Source organism: Pseudomonas baetica (assembly GCF_019733355.1).
GTDB classification, from domain to species: Bacteria; Pseudomonadota; Gammaproteobacteria; order Pseudomonadales; family Pseudomonadaceae; genus Aquipseudomonas; species Aquipseudomonas baetica_A.
This window is the reverse complement of the sequence record NZ_JAIHLQ010000002.1, coordinates 266,135-280,389: the sequence shown is the minus strand read 5'-3', so window position 1 is coordinate 280,389 and position 14,255 is coordinate 266,135. Positions and strand designations below refer to the sequence as shown.

General features: G+C 60.7%; 12 protein-coding genes. 3 read left to right on the top strand and 9 right to left on the bottom strand.

Going from position 1 to position 14,255, the window contains the following annotated elements; all coding sequences use genetic code 11:
- Positions 1–200: 200 nt before the first annotated feature.
- Positions 201–1,106, bottom strand: a complete 906-nt coding sequence (locus tag K5E40_RS03050; RefSeq protein WP_221729549.1) for a LysR family transcriptional regulator — start codon at positions 1,104–1,106, stop codon at positions 201–203.
- Positions 1,107–1,266: 160 nt separating this feature from the next.
- Here K5E40_RS03050 and K5E40_RS03045 point away from each other — a divergent pair, with 160 nt between their 5' ends.
- Positions 1,267–2,286 carry an alpha/beta hydrolase gene (locus K5E40_RS03045; protein WP_221729548.1) on the top strand — a complete coding sequence of 340 codons (1,020 nt, stop codon included), beginning with the start codon at positions 1,267–1,269 and terminating at the stop codon, positions 2,284–2,286.
- A gap of 91 nt (positions 2,287–2,377) precedes the next feature.
- Here the strand turns inward: K5E40_RS03045 and ycaC are convergent, their stop codons facing one another.
- The 6 genes from ycaC to K5E40_RS03015 all read right to left on the bottom strand — a co-directional run bounded on the left by ycaC (position 2,378) and on the right by K5E40_RS03015 (position 8,311).
- Positions 2,378–3,004: an isochorismate family cysteine hydrolase YcaC gene (gene ycaC, locus K5E40_RS03040; RefSeq protein ID WP_221729547.1), complete on the bottom strand. Its 627-nt coding sequence runs from the start codon at positions 3,002–3,004 to the stop codon at positions 2,378–2,380.
- Positions 3,005–3,073: 69 nt separating this feature from the next.
- Positions 3,074–4,912: an amidohydrolase gene (locus K5E40_RS03035; protein ID WP_221729546.1), complete on the bottom strand. Its 1,839-nt coding sequence runs from the start codon at positions 4,910–4,912 to the stop codon at positions 3,074–3,076.
- Positions 4,913–4,942: 30 nt separating this feature from the next.
- Positions 4,943–5,569, bottom strand: coding sequence for an antibiotic biosynthesis monooxygenase (locus tag K5E40_RS03030; protein ID WP_221729545.1), 627 nt, complete (start codon positions 5,567–5,569; stop codon positions 4,943–4,945).
- Positions 5,562–5,978, bottom strand: coding sequence for a DoxX family protein (locus K5E40_RS03025; protein WP_221729544.1), 417 nt, complete (start codon positions 5,976–5,978; stop codon positions 5,562–5,564). Before K5E40_RS03025 ends, K5E40_RS03030 begins: the two co-directional genes overlap by 8 nt.
- A gap of 360 nt (positions 5,979–6,338) precedes the next feature.
- Positions 6,339–7,262, bottom strand: coding sequence for a LysR family transcriptional regulator (locus K5E40_RS03020; RefSeq protein ID WP_221729543.1), 924 nt, complete (start codon positions 7,260–7,262; stop codon positions 6,339–6,341).
- Positions 7,263–7,318: 56 nt separating this feature from the next.
- Positions 7,319–8,311 (bottom strand): MBL fold metallo-hydrolase, encoded by a 993-nt coding sequence (locus tag K5E40_RS03015; RefSeq protein WP_221729542.1) that lies wholly within the window; start codon positions 8,309–8,311, stop codon positions 7,319–7,321.
- A 249-nt stretch (positions 8,312–8,560) separates the two neighbouring features.
- On the opposite strand from K5E40_RS03015, the gene K5E40_RS03010 reads away from it, so the two are divergent.
- Entirely contained in the window at positions 8,561–9,013 is a 453-nt protein-coding gene (locus K5E40_RS03010) for a helix-turn-helix domain-containing protein (RefSeq protein ID WP_221729586.1), read from the top strand.
- 7 nt (positions 9,014–9,020) lie between these two features.
- On the opposite strand, the gene K5E40_RS03005 is transcribed toward K5E40_RS03010, so the two are convergent.
- On the bottom strand, positions 9,021–9,590 hold the full coding sequence (locus K5E40_RS03005; RefSeq protein WP_221729541.1) for a flavodoxin family protein: 570 nt from the start codon (positions 9,588–9,590) through the stop codon (positions 9,021–9,023).
- Between the two features lie 358 nt (positions 9,591–9,948).
- Here K5E40_RS03005 and K5E40_RS03000 point away from each other — a divergent pair, with 358 nt between their 5' ends.
- Positions 9,949–12,756: a winged helix-turn-helix domain-containing protein gene (locus K5E40_RS03000; RefSeq protein ID WP_221729540.1), complete on the top strand. Its 2,808-nt coding sequence runs from the start codon at positions 9,949–9,951 to the stop codon at positions 12,754–12,756.
- Here K5E40_RS03000 and K5E40_RS02995 read toward each other — a convergent pair.
- Entirely contained in the window at positions 12,721–14,190 is a 1,470-nt protein-coding gene (locus K5E40_RS02995) for a winged helix-turn-helix domain-containing protein (RefSeq protein WP_221729539.1), read from the bottom strand. The two genes, K5E40_RS03000 and K5E40_RS02995, sit on opposite strands and share 36 nt — an antisense overlap.
- Positions 14,191–14,255 lie beyond the last annotated feature (65 nt).

Here is a 14,255-nt window from a genome sequence, read left to right as displayed (position 1 = left end):
ATACCCATCGGGGTTTCCAGTCCTGGTCGCTGAATTGGCAGCGACGTGCACAGGCTAGAGACGGGACGTCCGACGGACAACCTGAAAACCTTGTGGGAAGCGTCCGATTTTCAAAACCAACTTTAAACATACCGAATTGAAATACAGATCGTGATAGTGAAATACCTCTGTTTTGAGCCGCCTCGTATCCCTCGACAGCCCTACGAGGGGTTGGTAGCCAAGTTCGGATTCAACCGCTCACGCAAAAACTCGACCAGCGCCTGCACCGGGCGCGAGGCCTGACGATGCTGCGGATACACCGCTGACAACGTCAACGGCTCGGGACGCAGGTCATCCAGTACGGGCACCAGTCGCCCGTCCTTCAGCGCCGCGCCGACAATGAACGTTGGCAGGTAAGTGATCCCCATCCCCTGCACCGCCGCGTCCCTGAGCAACTCGCCGTTGTTCACGCGCATTCGTCCGGTGACGTTGACCAACACCGGCTTGCCTTGCCCGGCATTGAAGCGCCATTGCACCGAGCGGCCGTGCCCGTAAGGCAAGCAGTCATGGCTGTGCAAGTCTTCGGGGTTGAGCGGCGTGCCACGCTCGGCGAGGTATGCGGGGCTGGCGCAGTACACCCGCTCGATGGAGGCGATGCGACGGGCGATCAGGGTCGAGTCTTCCAGCACGCCGATGCGCAGCGCCAAATCGTAACCCTCGCCCAGCAAGTCAACGGGGCGATCACTCAGATCCACTTCCACCGTCACTTCACGATAGCGCTGCAAAAACACCGGCAGCAGGCATCCAAGATGCGCCACGGCAAACGACAGCGGTGCACTGAGGCGAATCGTCCCGCGTGGCTCGGCGGTTTGTCCGGCGATGCTCTGCTCCACTTGTTCGACTTCGCCGAGCAGCCGCAGCGCCGACTCGTAATAGCTCTGGCCCAGCGGCGTGACGTCCAGGCGCCGGGTCGAGCGGTTCAACAAGCGCACGCCCAGGCGCTCTTCCAATTGCATCAACCGACGGCTGACGAACTGCTTGGACAGGCCCAATTGATCGGCCGCTGCGGTGAAGCTGCCGGAGTCCATGACCTGGCAAAAAATACGCATGTCTTCGAACGGGTTCATTGTCACTCTCTGGTGGACAGTTAAACGCTTTATAGCCGCTTTTTCGCTGTTCGGCACCCCACTAATCTGTGCTCACGGTGTTGCTGAGGCCTGAACCCCAGTGCCACAGCAGCCCGCAATCAAGGCACATACCCTAAAAACACTCAAAAGGATTTCCACCATGACCCTCGTCAAGAAAACCCTGACCGCTTCCCTCCTCGCTCTTTCCATCGGCAACGCGTTTGCCGCAGGCAGCCCCGGCGTCGAACACAACACCCAAGCCTTCCTCGAAGCCCTCGCGGCTGGCGGTGGCAAACCGCTTGAGCAACTGAGCCCGAAAGAAGCGCGTGCCGTGCTGACCGGCGCACAGGCTTCGGTGAAGGTTGATCTGTCCGGCGTGGAAGTCAGCGACAAGGCAATCAACGTCGACGGTCAGACCATCAACCTGAAAGTGGTGCGTCCGGCCAACGTCAAAGGCGGGTTGCCGGTGTTCATGTTCTTCCACGGTGGCGGCTGGGTGTTGGGTGACTTCCCGACGCACCAGCGTCTGATTCGTGACTTGGTGGTGGGCTCCGGCGCCGTCGCGGTGTACGTCGATTACACGCCGTCGCCGGAAGCGCAGTACCCGACCGCAATCAACCAGGCGTACGTCGCCACGAAATGGGTGGCTGAGCACGGCAAGGACATCGGCGTCGACGGCAAGCGTCTGGCGGTGGCCGGCAACAGCGTCGGCGGCAACATGGCGGCGGTCGTAGCGTTAATGGCCAAGGAACAGAAAACCCCGGCCCTGCGTTTCCAGTTGCTGATGTGGCCGGTGACCAACGCACAATTCGACGACGGTTCGTACCAGCAGTTTGCCGAGGGCCACTTCCTGACCAAAAACATGATGCAGTGGTTCTGGGACAACTACACCACCCACTCGGCCGAACGTGCACAGATCCACGCCTCGCCCTTGAATGCCAGCGCCGAACAACTCAAGGGTTTGCCCGCTGCATTGGTGCAGACTGCCGAATTCGACGTGTTGCGTGATGAAGGCGAAGGCTATGCGCGGCATCTGGATGCAGCGGGTGTGCCGGTGACCGCCGTGCGTTACAACGGGATGATTCATGACTTCGGGCTGCTCAACCCGCTGAGTCAGATTCCTGAGGTGAAGGCTGCAGTACGTCAGGCAGCGGCTGAACTCAAGACTCATCTGAACTAAGCCCAATCTCTCGCCACAGCGTTTGCCAACGCATTATTGCGGCGGCGACGAGACAAAAATGCCCGCAAATTTGCGGGCATTTTTCAGTTCATCACTTGGCCGTGAACTTGGTATAGCTGTTGATCAAGTTGCGGTAGTTCGGCAGGCGTTCCGAGAGCAAATGTGCCAGGCCTTCCATATCGTTGCGCCAGTCACCTTGCAACTCGCAAGCCACGGCGAACCAGTTCATCAGGTGTGCACCGGCGGCCGACATGCGTGCCCATGCCGCTTGCTGCACGGTGGTGTTGAAGGTGCCGGACGAATCGGTCACGACGAACACTTCAAAGCCTTCAGCAATCGCCGACAGGGTCGGGAATGCCACGCAAACGTCGGTCACCACGCCAGCGATGATCAGTTGCTTGCGCCCGGTGGCCTTGATCGCTTTGACGAAATCTTCGTTGTCCCACGCGTTGATCTGGCCTGGACGCTGAATGAACGGCGCGTCCGGAAACTGCTCACGCAGCTCAGGCACGATCGGGCCGTTGGGGCCGGCATCGAAACTGGTGGTGAGGATGGTCGGCAGTTTGAAGAACTTGGCGATGTCGCCCAGTGCCAGCACGTTGTTCTTGAACTCATTCGGCGAGAAATCCTGCACCAGCGAGATCAGACCGGTCTGGTGATCGACCAACAACACGACGGCATCGTCTTTGTTCAGACGCGAGTAAGGAACGTTGCTCATGTGAAACTCCTCGGTGGATGGTTGTTGCGTGAGACGCCGACCGTCGGGGTCGGCGCTTTGTTGTAAGGATCAGAACGCGAAGCAGGAACAGCCGAACGCGCCCCAGAAACCGGCGAAATCGCTGACCGGCGCATTCGACAGGCGAGCCTTTTCATGGCTGTGCGAGTGCACGGCGCACGCGCCGACGCACTGGTGTACTTGCGCCTGCAATGGCGCGTTCTGGCGCCAGTGGCCCGGGACTTTCGCCACTGGCGACCAGTCCGGCAGCACCGGCACACTGGCCGGGCCGAGGTCCTGGAAGTCGCCTGCGGCGTAAACGATCTTGCCGCCGACCACGGTCAGCACTGACTCGATCCACTTGATGGCTTCTTCTTCGACGTGGAAGAAATCCGCGCTCAGCGCCGCCAGATCCGCCAGTTGCCCGACCTTGATCTGGCCTTTCTTGCCCTGCTCGGACGAGAACCAGGCGCTGCCGTGGGTGAACAGTTCCAGCGCGGTGGTGCGCGGCAAACCTTCCTCGTACAAGGCCAAACCACCGACGGTGCGACCGCTGACCATCCAGTACAGCGACGTCCATGGGTTGTAGCTCGAAACCCGCGTCGCGTCGGTGCCCGCGCCAACCGGCACACCTTCGGCGAGCATGCGTTTGATCGGCGGTGTGGCTTCAGCGGCCTGCTTGCCGTAGCGGTCGACGAAATACTCACCCTGGAACGCCATACGATCCTGAATCGCAATGCCGCCGCCCAGCGCTTTTACGCGTTCGATGTTCTGCGCGGTGATGGTTTCAGCGTGGTCGAAGAACCACGGCAGACCGTTGAACGGAATGTCGCGGTTGACCTTCTCGAACACGTCGAGCATGCGGCTGATCGATTCGTTGTAGGTGGCGTGCAGACGGAACGGCCAGCGCTGCTCGACCAAGTGACGCACCACCGGTTCCAGTTCCTGTTCCATGGTTTGCGGCAGGTCCGGGCGCGGTTCGAGGAAGTCTTCGAAGTCCGCCGCCGAAAACACTAGCATCTCGCCGGCGCCGTTGTGCCGCAGGAAGTCGTCGCCCTGGTGCAACTTGACGCTGGCGGTCCAGTTCTGGAAATCGGTCAGCTCTTCTTTCGGCTTCTGGGTGAACAGGTTGTAGGCAATGCGCACGGTCAGTTGGTCGTCTTTGGCCAACTGCTCGATCACTTGGTAATCGTCCGGGTAGTTCTGGAAACCGCCGCCGGCATCGATCGCGCTGGTCAGGCCGAGGCGATTGAGTTCGCGCATGAACTGGCGGGTCGAGTTGACCTGATATTCCAGTGGCAGCTTCGGCCCCTTGGCCAGGGTCGAGTACAGAATCATCGCGTTGGGTTTTGCCACCAGCATGCCGGTCGGGTTGCCGTTGGCATCCCGAACGATCTCGCCACCCGGCGGGTTTGGCGTGTCGCGGGTGTAACCGGCCACACGCAGCGCGGCGCGGTTGAGCAACGCGCGGTCGTACAAGTGCAGGACGAACACCGGAGTATCGGGCGCGGCCTGGTTGAGCTCTTCAAGGGTCGGCATGCGTTTTTCGGCGAACTGGAATTCGTTCCAGCCGCCGACCACGCGCACCCATTGCGGGGTCGGTGTGCGGTCGGCCTGCTCCTTGAGCATGCGCAGCGCATCGGCCAGCGATGGCACGCCCTCCCAGCGCAGTTCGAGGTTGTAGTTCAAACCACCACGGATCAGGTGCAAGTGCGAGTCATTGAGACCGGGGATAACGCAGCGCCCGTGCATGTCGACCACTTGTGTGGCCGAGCCGCGCAGGGCCATGGCTTGGGTGTCGTTACCGACGACCACGAAGCGACCGTCCTTGATTGCCACGGCGCTGGCCAGCGGTTTGGTTCGGTCTACGGTATGAAATTGGCCATTGAACAGAATCAGATCGGCGTTCATCGCAGTTCCTTCGACAAAAGTGAATGGGGTTCAGCGTGACGGGTGGTCGTCGGGGTCAATGTGTTCATGGGCCTGACTGGCTTCCAGCCACGGCGCGAACAAACGGGTCACGCGGGGCATGAACACGTACACCACTGACACAACGATGGTCAGGGTGATCAGGAACGTGGCCACCACGTAGTTGGAAAGCAGCGGATGCAGCTTGAGCAGCGGCCCCCAGATCAGCGGCACGAGCAAGGTGTGCGGCAGAATCACCAGCAATGTGATGACCGCTTGTTTCCAGCGCGGTGGCGGTGACGCGGCATCGGCCAGTGGGGAGAACCAGAACTCGTTGATTGGTGCGACTTCGGTCTGATCGCCGTCGGCCAGCATCGGTGCGGCTTCATTGATCAGGGCCTGGCGTTGCTCAGAGTCGAGCCAGCGCTGCATCGCCTCGGTCGAGCAAAAACGCAGCACGCAGGTGAACAGATCAAGCCCGCCATGCTTGCTGCGCATCACATCAACCCCTAAATGCCCTTCGCTGCGCCCCGCCACACTGACGATATTGCGCAGCCAGGCCTCATAGGGTTTTTCAAAACCGGACTTGACCCGATGCTTGACGATCAGCGTGACAATCTCATCGCCCCCGGGTGCATTCTGAAATGGGCTATCAGGCATAACGCAGCACTCCGGGCAGGCGAACATTGAGCGCCAGCCGTCCCGGCCCGGCGATAAACACGGTGGCAAACAGGATCAACAGCAACCAGCCAAACTGCCCTTCAGCCACACTCCATTGCGGATGCACGACCAACAGCGCGACTAGCAGCACAAATAGAATAGGCAAGCAGGCCAATCGCGCCAGTAACCCGGCGACGATCAGTAATGGGCAGAGGACTTCGGCGAAGATCGCCAGGACCAACGTGAGATGGGCACCGAGGTGGAACGGGTCTTCGATCAGTTGCAGTTGCGCGGTGAAGTCCAGCAGCTTGGGCAAACCGTGCACCCACAGCAGAAACAGACCGCCGCTGACCCGTAGAAACAGTAAACCGACGTCCTGCGCCCGTTCGTCGCGTTGCAAGGCATTCATGACCCGACCCTTTAAATGTCATTGACCTGAATAATGCCAATGCGCAGCGGGGAGAAATTGGATGGGTGTGCTCTCTTCTTAGATCGAGCAAAAACCAAAAGGAACGAAAGAGACCTGTCGGAGCTTGCTCGCGAAAGTGCTGTGTCATTCAACGATGACGCTGGCTGATCCGACGCTTTCGCGAGCAAGCCTGCACACAAGGGATCAGCGAATAACGCTCAGACGAGCGCGGGGTAGAAGCTCGATAACAAGCGGCCGTATCTGCTGCGCTGATGTTCAAGTCCACCACACGCCAATGGTGGGAGCGGGCTTGCTCGCTCCCACGGGGTTTTGTGTCATTTTCAGGAAAGGTGTGCAACGTCAGGCGGGCGGGATGTCCAGCGATGCCGACATGAACTGACTGATCCTGGATCGCAGCCAGCGCTCGGCCGGGTCGTTGTCATGCACCCCGCTCCAGGCCATCGACAGTTGCGCCGCGTCAATCGGGAACGGCGGGTCTTCAGCGCGTAACGCACAGCCATCCACCAGCGCGCACGCGGCGTAATCGGGCACGGTGGCGATCATTTCGGTGCCGGCGAGCAACGCGCGCAAGCCACTGAATTGCGGCACGCCGAGCACCACGCGACGGCAACGGCCGAGCTTGGCCAGATCCAGGTCGATGTTGCCGCTCAAATCGCCAGAGAACGACACCATCGCATGCGGACGCTCGCAGTATTCGTCCAGCGTCATTGGCCCCGGGCGGTCGTCGCCGCGCAGGACCTTGCAAGGGATGTCGCGCAGCTTCTTGCGCTTGGCGTTGGCCGGCAGGTCGGTGGTGTAGCTGACGCCGACGGAGATTTCGCCGGAGGCCAACAACGCTGGCATCAGCAAGTAGTTGGCACGCCGTACGACCACAACGATCCCCGGCGCCTCTTGTTGGAGGTTACGCAACAGCGGCGGAAACAGACCGAATTCGGCGTCGTCCGACAGGCCGATGCGGAACACGTCGCAACTGCTCGCCGGTTCGAACTCCTTGGCCCGGCTGACCGCACCGGAAATGACGTCCATCGCCGGTTGCAATTCCTTGAGAATGGCCAGGGCGCGGGCGGTCGGCTCCATGGCGCGACCGTTGCGCAGCAACAGCGGATCATCGAACAGATCACGCAAACGACCGAGCGCCGCGCTCACGGCGGGTTGGCCCATGAACAGTTTTTCCGCGACCCGGGTGAGGTTTTTTTCGAACATCAGGGCTTCGAAAATCACCAGCAGGTTCATGTCGACGCGACGCAGATCGTTACGGTTCATGAGCAGGTATTCCTTACTTGGAAGTCTTGTTCAGTCAGGCGCGAGTGCGACTTACTTTACTCGATCAACGGCACTTTGGCGGCGCGTTTGTAAGGGCCGTATTCAACGGGCACCCACTGAAAATGCTTGTCGATGGCGTTGATGTGACCGATACCCGGAAACGGCAGGTGCGCGGCGGCCGTCCAGGTTTTGCTGGCGGCGGCAGCGCTGAACACGGCGTTACGGCTTTTGATCGCCTGCTGAGCGTTGACATCGAAACTGATCGACACCTCGGGGTGCTCGAACTGCACGGCGAGGTTGTGCACCAGATCGCCCATGAACACGATGCTGTTTTTCTGCGAGGTGAAACGGTAAGTGGTGCTGCCTGGCGTGTGCCCGGCTTCAAGTTCGGCCTCGACCACGCCCGGTAGCGGCGACTGGCCGGGGGCGAAGGTTTTGAAACGCCCGGCAGCCACATACGGCGCTGTGGAATCCTGAGCGATTTTGAAAAATGCTTTCGCCCCGGCCGGCGCCTTCGCCAACGCTTGAGGGTCGAGCCAATAGTCGGCTTCCGCCTTGGCCGCGTAGACCGTGGCGTTGGCGAAAATCGGTTTTTGCTGGCCATTGACCAGACCGCAAACATGATCCAGATGCAGATGCGTGAGCAAAACGGTGTCGACCTGCTCCGGTTTGTAGCCAGCGGCTTGCATGTTCGCCGAGAGCTGGCCGGCGGTGGCCCCTATGCACTGCCCGGCGCCAGTGTCGATCAGGATCAACTGCTTGCCAGTGTTGACCAAAAACGCGTTGAACGCCGTTTGCACGCCCGGGGTTTCAATCGATCGGCGAGCGAGCATCGCACGGATCTGTCCCTGACTCATGCCCTGCAGGAGTTTGGGCGACAGGTCGTTGTAGCCGTCGAACAACGCGGTCACTTCATAGTCGCCCATGGCCAAACGAAAGTAGCCAGGCACCTGCGTGCCCACCTGTGGTGCTTGCGCCGCCGCGCTGCCCGCCACCAACGCGAATGCCAAACCGAACGCACCTGATGCACCGTGCAACAAACCTGTCATGTGTACCTCCCTAATTGATTCACCCTCAGCAGCCACAAACGGGCGCTTTATATCGTCGTCATCTTCGCCGATCTGCCACCCGCCGACTTGCAGCGATGTGCTGAGTTCAACGCTTCGCGGCGCAATTAACAACGTTTAACTCGTCAGCCCTGCAGCCCCGCCCAACAATGAAACCCTCAGCGAAACGTTGTTTTTTTGACCTGGGGGAAAGTGCCGAGCATGCGTTCCCCACCGACACGGACATTGGCCATGGTTCACGTACAACACTGCGTCGCCCTCGCCCCTGCCAGCGAACCTCACACACCACGCCTCGGCGGTCTCAGCCCGCAACGCGAACGGCGGGTCAAACAGTTGATTCTCGAGCGACTCGACGACAGCCTGGAAGTCACGGAACTGGCACAGGCGTGTTCGCTGTCGCGCAGTCACTTTTCCCGGGCGTTCAAGTGCAGCACCGGGCTCTCACCGCAAGAATGGATCCGCACCCAACGCATCGCCCGCGCCAAGCTTTTGATCTTGCACACCGACTTGAGCCTGACGCAAATCAGCCTGGAGTGCGGCTTCTGCGATCAGGCGCACTTCTGTCACATCTTCACCCGCAGCGAAGGGATCAATCCGTTCGCTTGGCGCTGTCGTGAGGCGCAAGACAGCAAAATCAAACGATCGCAGCCTGCGCCAGCCGCGAGTGTTTGCATCGCTTTGTAGGGGCTACTCACGCCTGCGCCATGCGCTGCGCCAGACGCGCTACCCGCTCGCCCAAGTGCGCCGCTGTGCACCGGTCTTCAGGCGGTGGCGCCTGGTCGGGCGTCTGTTCGACATTGGATTGCGACATGGCGCCAAGTGAGCTGCCGAGACGATTCAATTGCCCATCAAAGCACCCGGCCGCTGAACGCGCCGGAAGCAGGTCGAGACCGACCCAAATCATCGAATGTTGCGCGGCAAACACCGCCATTTGCAGCAGCGTATTGAGCTTGTCACCACACAGGCTGCCCGAGTTGGTGAACCCGGCGGCGATTTTGTCGCGCCACGGCTTGGCCAGATAGAACGCCGCGCTGGCCTCCATGAATTGCTTGAACCCCGCCGAAGCGCTGCCCATGTAGGTCGGCGCACCGAAGATGATCGCATCGGCGCGATGCAGCTCATCCCAATGTGCATCCACCTCCTCTACCGCAATCAACCGACAGATGCTGCCCGAATGTCGTTCGACGCCTTGCGCTACGGCTTCGGCCATGACCCGCGTGTGCCCATAGCCGCTGTGATAGACAACCACCACGTTGCTCATTGCGCCGTCCTCCGGACGTGTGCATTCCATTGCAGCCAGCAGGCCTGTGCCTGAAGCTGAACTTGCCTCACTGGATTTTTGGGGCTAGACCGGACACAGACGAGTTAATCGTTGTTAATTGTGGCGCGCCTAAAGACGCGGCTTGGAACATGGCAGTCCGTAAAAACGGGGGTTGCGCCGATTCGCGTTCATCGAGGCCGTCCGTCTGCACGTTGCACGCAGGCAAGAACCTGAGGAATATGTCCGGATACTGCGGATTAGAGGGCTTGCGTGCGCTGTTCTCTTCCTCCGCCCTGCTCGTCACAAAGGCTTCGCACAGCACGGGCAGGATCATAAAAAACATTGCAGGAGTGAGCTGTTGAGTCTTTCCCCGAATCAGGCCATCGGTTTCGGCCCTTATCGGATCCATCCCGGACAACGGCTAGTGCTTGAGGGCGACCAGCCGTTGCGCCTGGGGCGACGTGCCATGGACATTCTGCTGATCCTGCTGGCGAACGCCGGCGAAGTGGTGAGCAAGCAGCAGTTGATCGCCGAGGTTTGGCCGAACAGTGTTGTGGAAGACATCAACCTGCGGGTGCACATGGCGGCGCTACGCAAAGCCCTTGGCGACGGTCAGGCCGGCCAGCGCTACATCATCACGGTGGCGCAGCGCGGCTACAGCTTTGTCGCGCCGATCCTGCTGGAGTCCATCGGGCAGCGCCCGCTCGCCGATAGCGGCACCCGGCATAACCTGCCGCTGCGCCGCACGAGGATGATTGGCCGTCAGCCACTGGTCGACAGTTTGGTGGCCCAACTGCCACGTCAGCGCTGCATCACGTTGGTCGGCCCCGGCGGGATCGGCAAAACCACCGTGGCCCTGCGTGTGGCCGAACAGATGATCGGCTACTACCCGGACGGCATCCGGCTGCTGGACCTGGCGCCAATCAACGACCCACAAATGATCTGCTCGCACCTGGCGACCTTGCTCGACCTGTCGCTGCACGATGGCGAACCGCTCAACGGGCTGATCCACGGCTTGAGCAAACGGCAGATGTTGCTGGTGATCGACAATTGCGAACACCTGATCGATGCCGTAGCACTGCTCAGCGAGCACATTTTGCGCGGCGCGCCGCAAGTGCACATTCTGGCCACCAGCCGTGAGAGTCTGCGCGCCGAAGGCGAGTATGTGCAGCGCCTGGAATCCCTGGATTACCCGCCGCCGATTGCGGTGCTCGATCGTGCGCAAGCCTTGAGCTTTTCTGCACTGCAGCTGTTTGCCGAACGAGCCCTTGCGGCTCACGAGAGCTTCGAATTGCAGGATGCCGAGTTGCCTCATGTCATTGAAATCTGCCGACGGCTGGACGGTATTCCACTTGCACTGGAACTGGCGGCGGCGCAAGTCAGCGAACTGGGGCTGAGCGGTTTGCTGAGCCAATTGCAGGGGCGCCTGCCCGCCTCGCCAGCAGGTAATCAGAGCAGCCTGGAACGCCACCATACCCTGCGCGCGACGCTGGACTGGAGCTTCAATCTGCTCACGCCTTGCGAACAGACTTGCTTGCGACGATTGGGCGTCTTTCGTGGCGGTTTCACACTGGAGTCCGCTGCCGCCGTGATTGTCGGTCAGCACATTGAACCCGACGAGGTCTTTGGCTCCGTCACACAACTGGTCGCCAAATCTCTGCTCAACGTCGAGGTCGGTGATGAAGAAGTGTTTTACCGTTTGCTCGACACCACCCGGCGCTACGCCCTGGAAAAACTCGACCACTGCGCGGAGCTTGCCGACACCCGCAAACGCCACGCCGAACGCTGCCTGGCGCTGATGCATCAAGCGCAAAGTGATTGGGAGAGCACCTCGACCGCTTTGTGGATCGAACGCTATGCACGCGGTCTCGAAGACTTGCGTGCTGCGCTGGACTGGAGCCTGAACGGTGCCGGGCCCGATGAAGTGGGGATTTATCTGGCCGCGACCTCGGCACCGTTGTGGCAAGAGTTGTCGCTGCTCAAGGAGTACGGCGGTTACGTGCGTCAGGCGCTGGCCCTGCTCGACAAGGCCGCCGAACCTTGTCCGCGTGTGAAAATCGCTCTGAAACTGGCGCTCGGCAGTGCCTGCTACCACACCTGGGGTGGCACCCCGGAAACCATCGCAGCCTTCGTCGACGCCCGTACGCTGGCGCAAGCACACGACGATATCGCCGGGCAACTGCGGGCAGTGTCCGGACACATGGCGGTCAATCTCAGTTGCGGTCATTACCAGGCAGCGCTGGAGCAGAGCGAGCAGTTCGACCGCATTGGCCTGCATGGCGACCCGCTGCTGTCGCTGAGCATGCACCGGTTGCGGGTGCTGGCCTTGCACTACGCTGGCGACCAGACGCAGGCGCGCATGCATGCCGAGCAGGTGATTGAACGTATGGCACACAGCGGCCACCTCAACCGTTTTACCCACGGTTTTGGCGTGCAGTACGACCAGAGCGTCGCCTCGCTGACAGTGCTCGCCCGTGTGCTGTGGCTGCAAGGCTTCCCGGAACAAGCCTGGCGCACCGCACGGCAGGCGCTGGATATTGCCGTGCAGATCAATCACGGCACCTCGATCTGTTACACCTTGGCGCTGGCCAGTTGTTTGATTGCTCATTACAACGGTGACCGGCAAAACGCCCGTGCGCTGCTGCATCTGTTGCTCGAGCAGGCGCAGAAGCATTCGGTCATGCTGTTCTATACGTGGGCGCGGCACTACGCGCAGGTGATCGACGCGGATAGCGCCACGCCAATGCCGTTGGACAGCAGCGGTCTGGTCAGAGAAGTCATGGTGACCCTGGACAGCGGATTTGTTGATGATGCACTGCTTGAACGCGCGCAAAGCGGCGCAGCGGGTTGGAGTACAGCGGAGATTTTGCGCGCTCGCGCGGATCGGTTGTTGGCTGAAGAATCAGGGTGTTCGGGCGGCAATACCCGCCAGGCAGAAGAAGTATTGCAACAAGCACTCTCGATCGCCCAAACCCAGGGCGCCCTGGCTTGGGAACTTCGCAGCGCCACGTCGCTGGCCCAACTGTGGCAACGGCAAAACCGCTGCCGCGAAGCGCTGGATCTGCTGAACCCGATCTATCAACGCTTCACCGAAGGCTACGCCACGCCGGACTTGCGCAAGGTGCGCTCGCTACTCGACGAGTTGAGCAGTCAACTGCGAGTCTGAAGGCCAACGGCTGCGGCTTAGGCTGCGTGCATGGCGGTGTTCGAAATCACTCGACTCGCCACTGCGTTCCAGTCGTTCGCGAGCATAACGCCGGGTGGTGTTGAGCATGCGATAGCGCAGCCCACCGGTGCCCCGCACCACAACCAGCCACGATTTCTGCGCCAACCGCTCAATCATCAAGGCCAGCATCGAGGGCGGCATTTGTGCGCAACTGATCACACTCAACGCGGCATCAAGGGCAAAAGCCGTTTGGAACACCGACAGTCGGTGCAACACCCGTTGTTCCTGCTTGCTCAGGTGCTGATAACTCCAGTCCAGCGCGGCCGTCAGGGTTTGATGACGGGGCACGGCGGTCCGCCGACCATGACTGAGCATCTGTAGACAGTTGTCGAGTTGGGCCTGCAACCCGACCATCGCCAAAGCATCGATGTGTGCCGCTGCCAGTTCAATCGCCAGCGGCAAACCATCGAGTCGCCGACAGATGTCACGCACAGCGTTGAGATCCTGTTCGCGCAAAGTAAATCCCTGCTGCCGCGCGCGGGCACGACTGACAAACAACTGCACCGCCGAATAACCCATGACTTCTGCAACACTGTTCAGTGCCGTGGATTTGGGAATGGCCAGCGGCGGCAGTTGTTGCACGGTCTCCAGGCTGGCGTGCAAGGCTTCACGACTGGTCGCAAGAATCGACAGCCTTGGCGCAGCGTCCAATAAGCGTTCAACCAACGCCTTGCAAGCGTCTAGCAGGTGCTCACAGTTATCCAGCACCAGCAAGGTGTGGCGGCGAGATAGCGTGTCGAGATCGGTTTCGAGTGTTTGCAGCAGATGATCGAACAGCAACGCGGGCTCGTCGATCACAGACAGATCCACCAGCCACACGCCTTCACGAAAATGCTCCAGCAACAACTCTGCCGCGCGCAACGCGACGGTGGTTTTGCCGACGCCCGCCGGGCCGGTCACGGTCATCAGCCGGCACAGCGGCAATTGCCGCACCATGGCACCCACCAATGAATCGCGACCCGTGACCGGCGTCAGTCGCGCCGGCAAGTTGTGCAGGGGCGCTTGCAGACCTTCGAACACCACTTGCCCGGTGCTGTCACCGTGCACCGGGGCTACGAAGCGATAGCCGCATTGCGGCACATTGACGATGTAGCGGTGCCCCTTCTCACCCTCACCCAATGCTCTGCGCAGTGCCGCGATGTGAACGCGAAGGTTGATTTCCTCAACCACTGACGTCGGCCAGACCCGCGCAATCAACTCTTCCTTTCTGACCACGCGCCCCGCTCGCTCGACCAGCACCTGCAGAATGTCCAGCGCACGCCCGCCCATACGCAGTGGCCGATCCCCTTCCAGGATCAACCGTTGGCGCAAATGAAACGCGTAGGGGCCGAAATACAGCACCGACGCCGGGTTCAAATCGTGGCGGTTGTTCATACCCGCTATCTTGGCAGTCCCGGGTGACGGTACAACCACCACACAGGGCGCATCACGGACATACG

Coding starts and splice junctions, on each gene's coding strand:
- K5E40_RS03050 (WP_221729549.1), bottom strand. CDS start 1,106: ATGAACCCGTTCGAAGACATGCGTATTTTTTGCCAGGTCATGGACTCC.
- K5E40_RS03045 (WP_221729548.1), top strand. CDS start 1,267: ATGACCCTCGTCAAGAAAACCCTGACCGCTTCCCTCCTCGCTCTTTCC.
- ycaC (WP_221729547.1), bottom strand. CDS start 3,004: ATGAGCAACGTTCCTTACTCGCGTCTGAACAAAGACGATGCCGTCGTG.
- K5E40_RS03035 (WP_221729546.1), bottom strand. CDS start 4,912: ATGAACGCCGATCTGATTCTGTTCAATGGCCAATTTCATACCGTAGAC.
- K5E40_RS03030 (WP_221729545.1), bottom strand. CDS start 5,569: ATGCCTGATAGCCCATTTCAGAATGCACCCGGGGGCGATGAGATTGTC.
- K5E40_RS03025 (WP_221729544.1), bottom strand. CDS start 5,978: ATGAATGCCTTGCAACGCGACGAACGGGCGCAGGACGTCGGTTTACTG.
- K5E40_RS03020 (WP_221729543.1), bottom strand. CDS start 7,262: ATGAACCGTAACGATCTGCGTCGCGTCGACATGAACCTGCTGGTGATT.
- K5E40_RS03015 (WP_221729542.1), bottom strand. CDS start 8,311: ATGACAGGTTTGTTGCACGGTGCATCAGGTGCGTTCGGTTTGGCATTC.
- K5E40_RS03010 (WP_221729586.1), top strand. CDS start 8,561: ATGGTTCACGTACAACACTGCGTCGCCCTCGCCCCTGCCAGCGAACCT.
- K5E40_RS03005 (WP_221729541.1), bottom strand. CDS start 9,590: ATGAGCAACGTGGTGGTTGTCTATCACAGCGGCTATGGGCACACGCGG.
- K5E40_RS02995 (WP_221729539.1), bottom strand. CDS start 14,190: ATGAACAACCGCCACGATTTGAACCCGGCGTCGGTGCTGTATTTCGGC.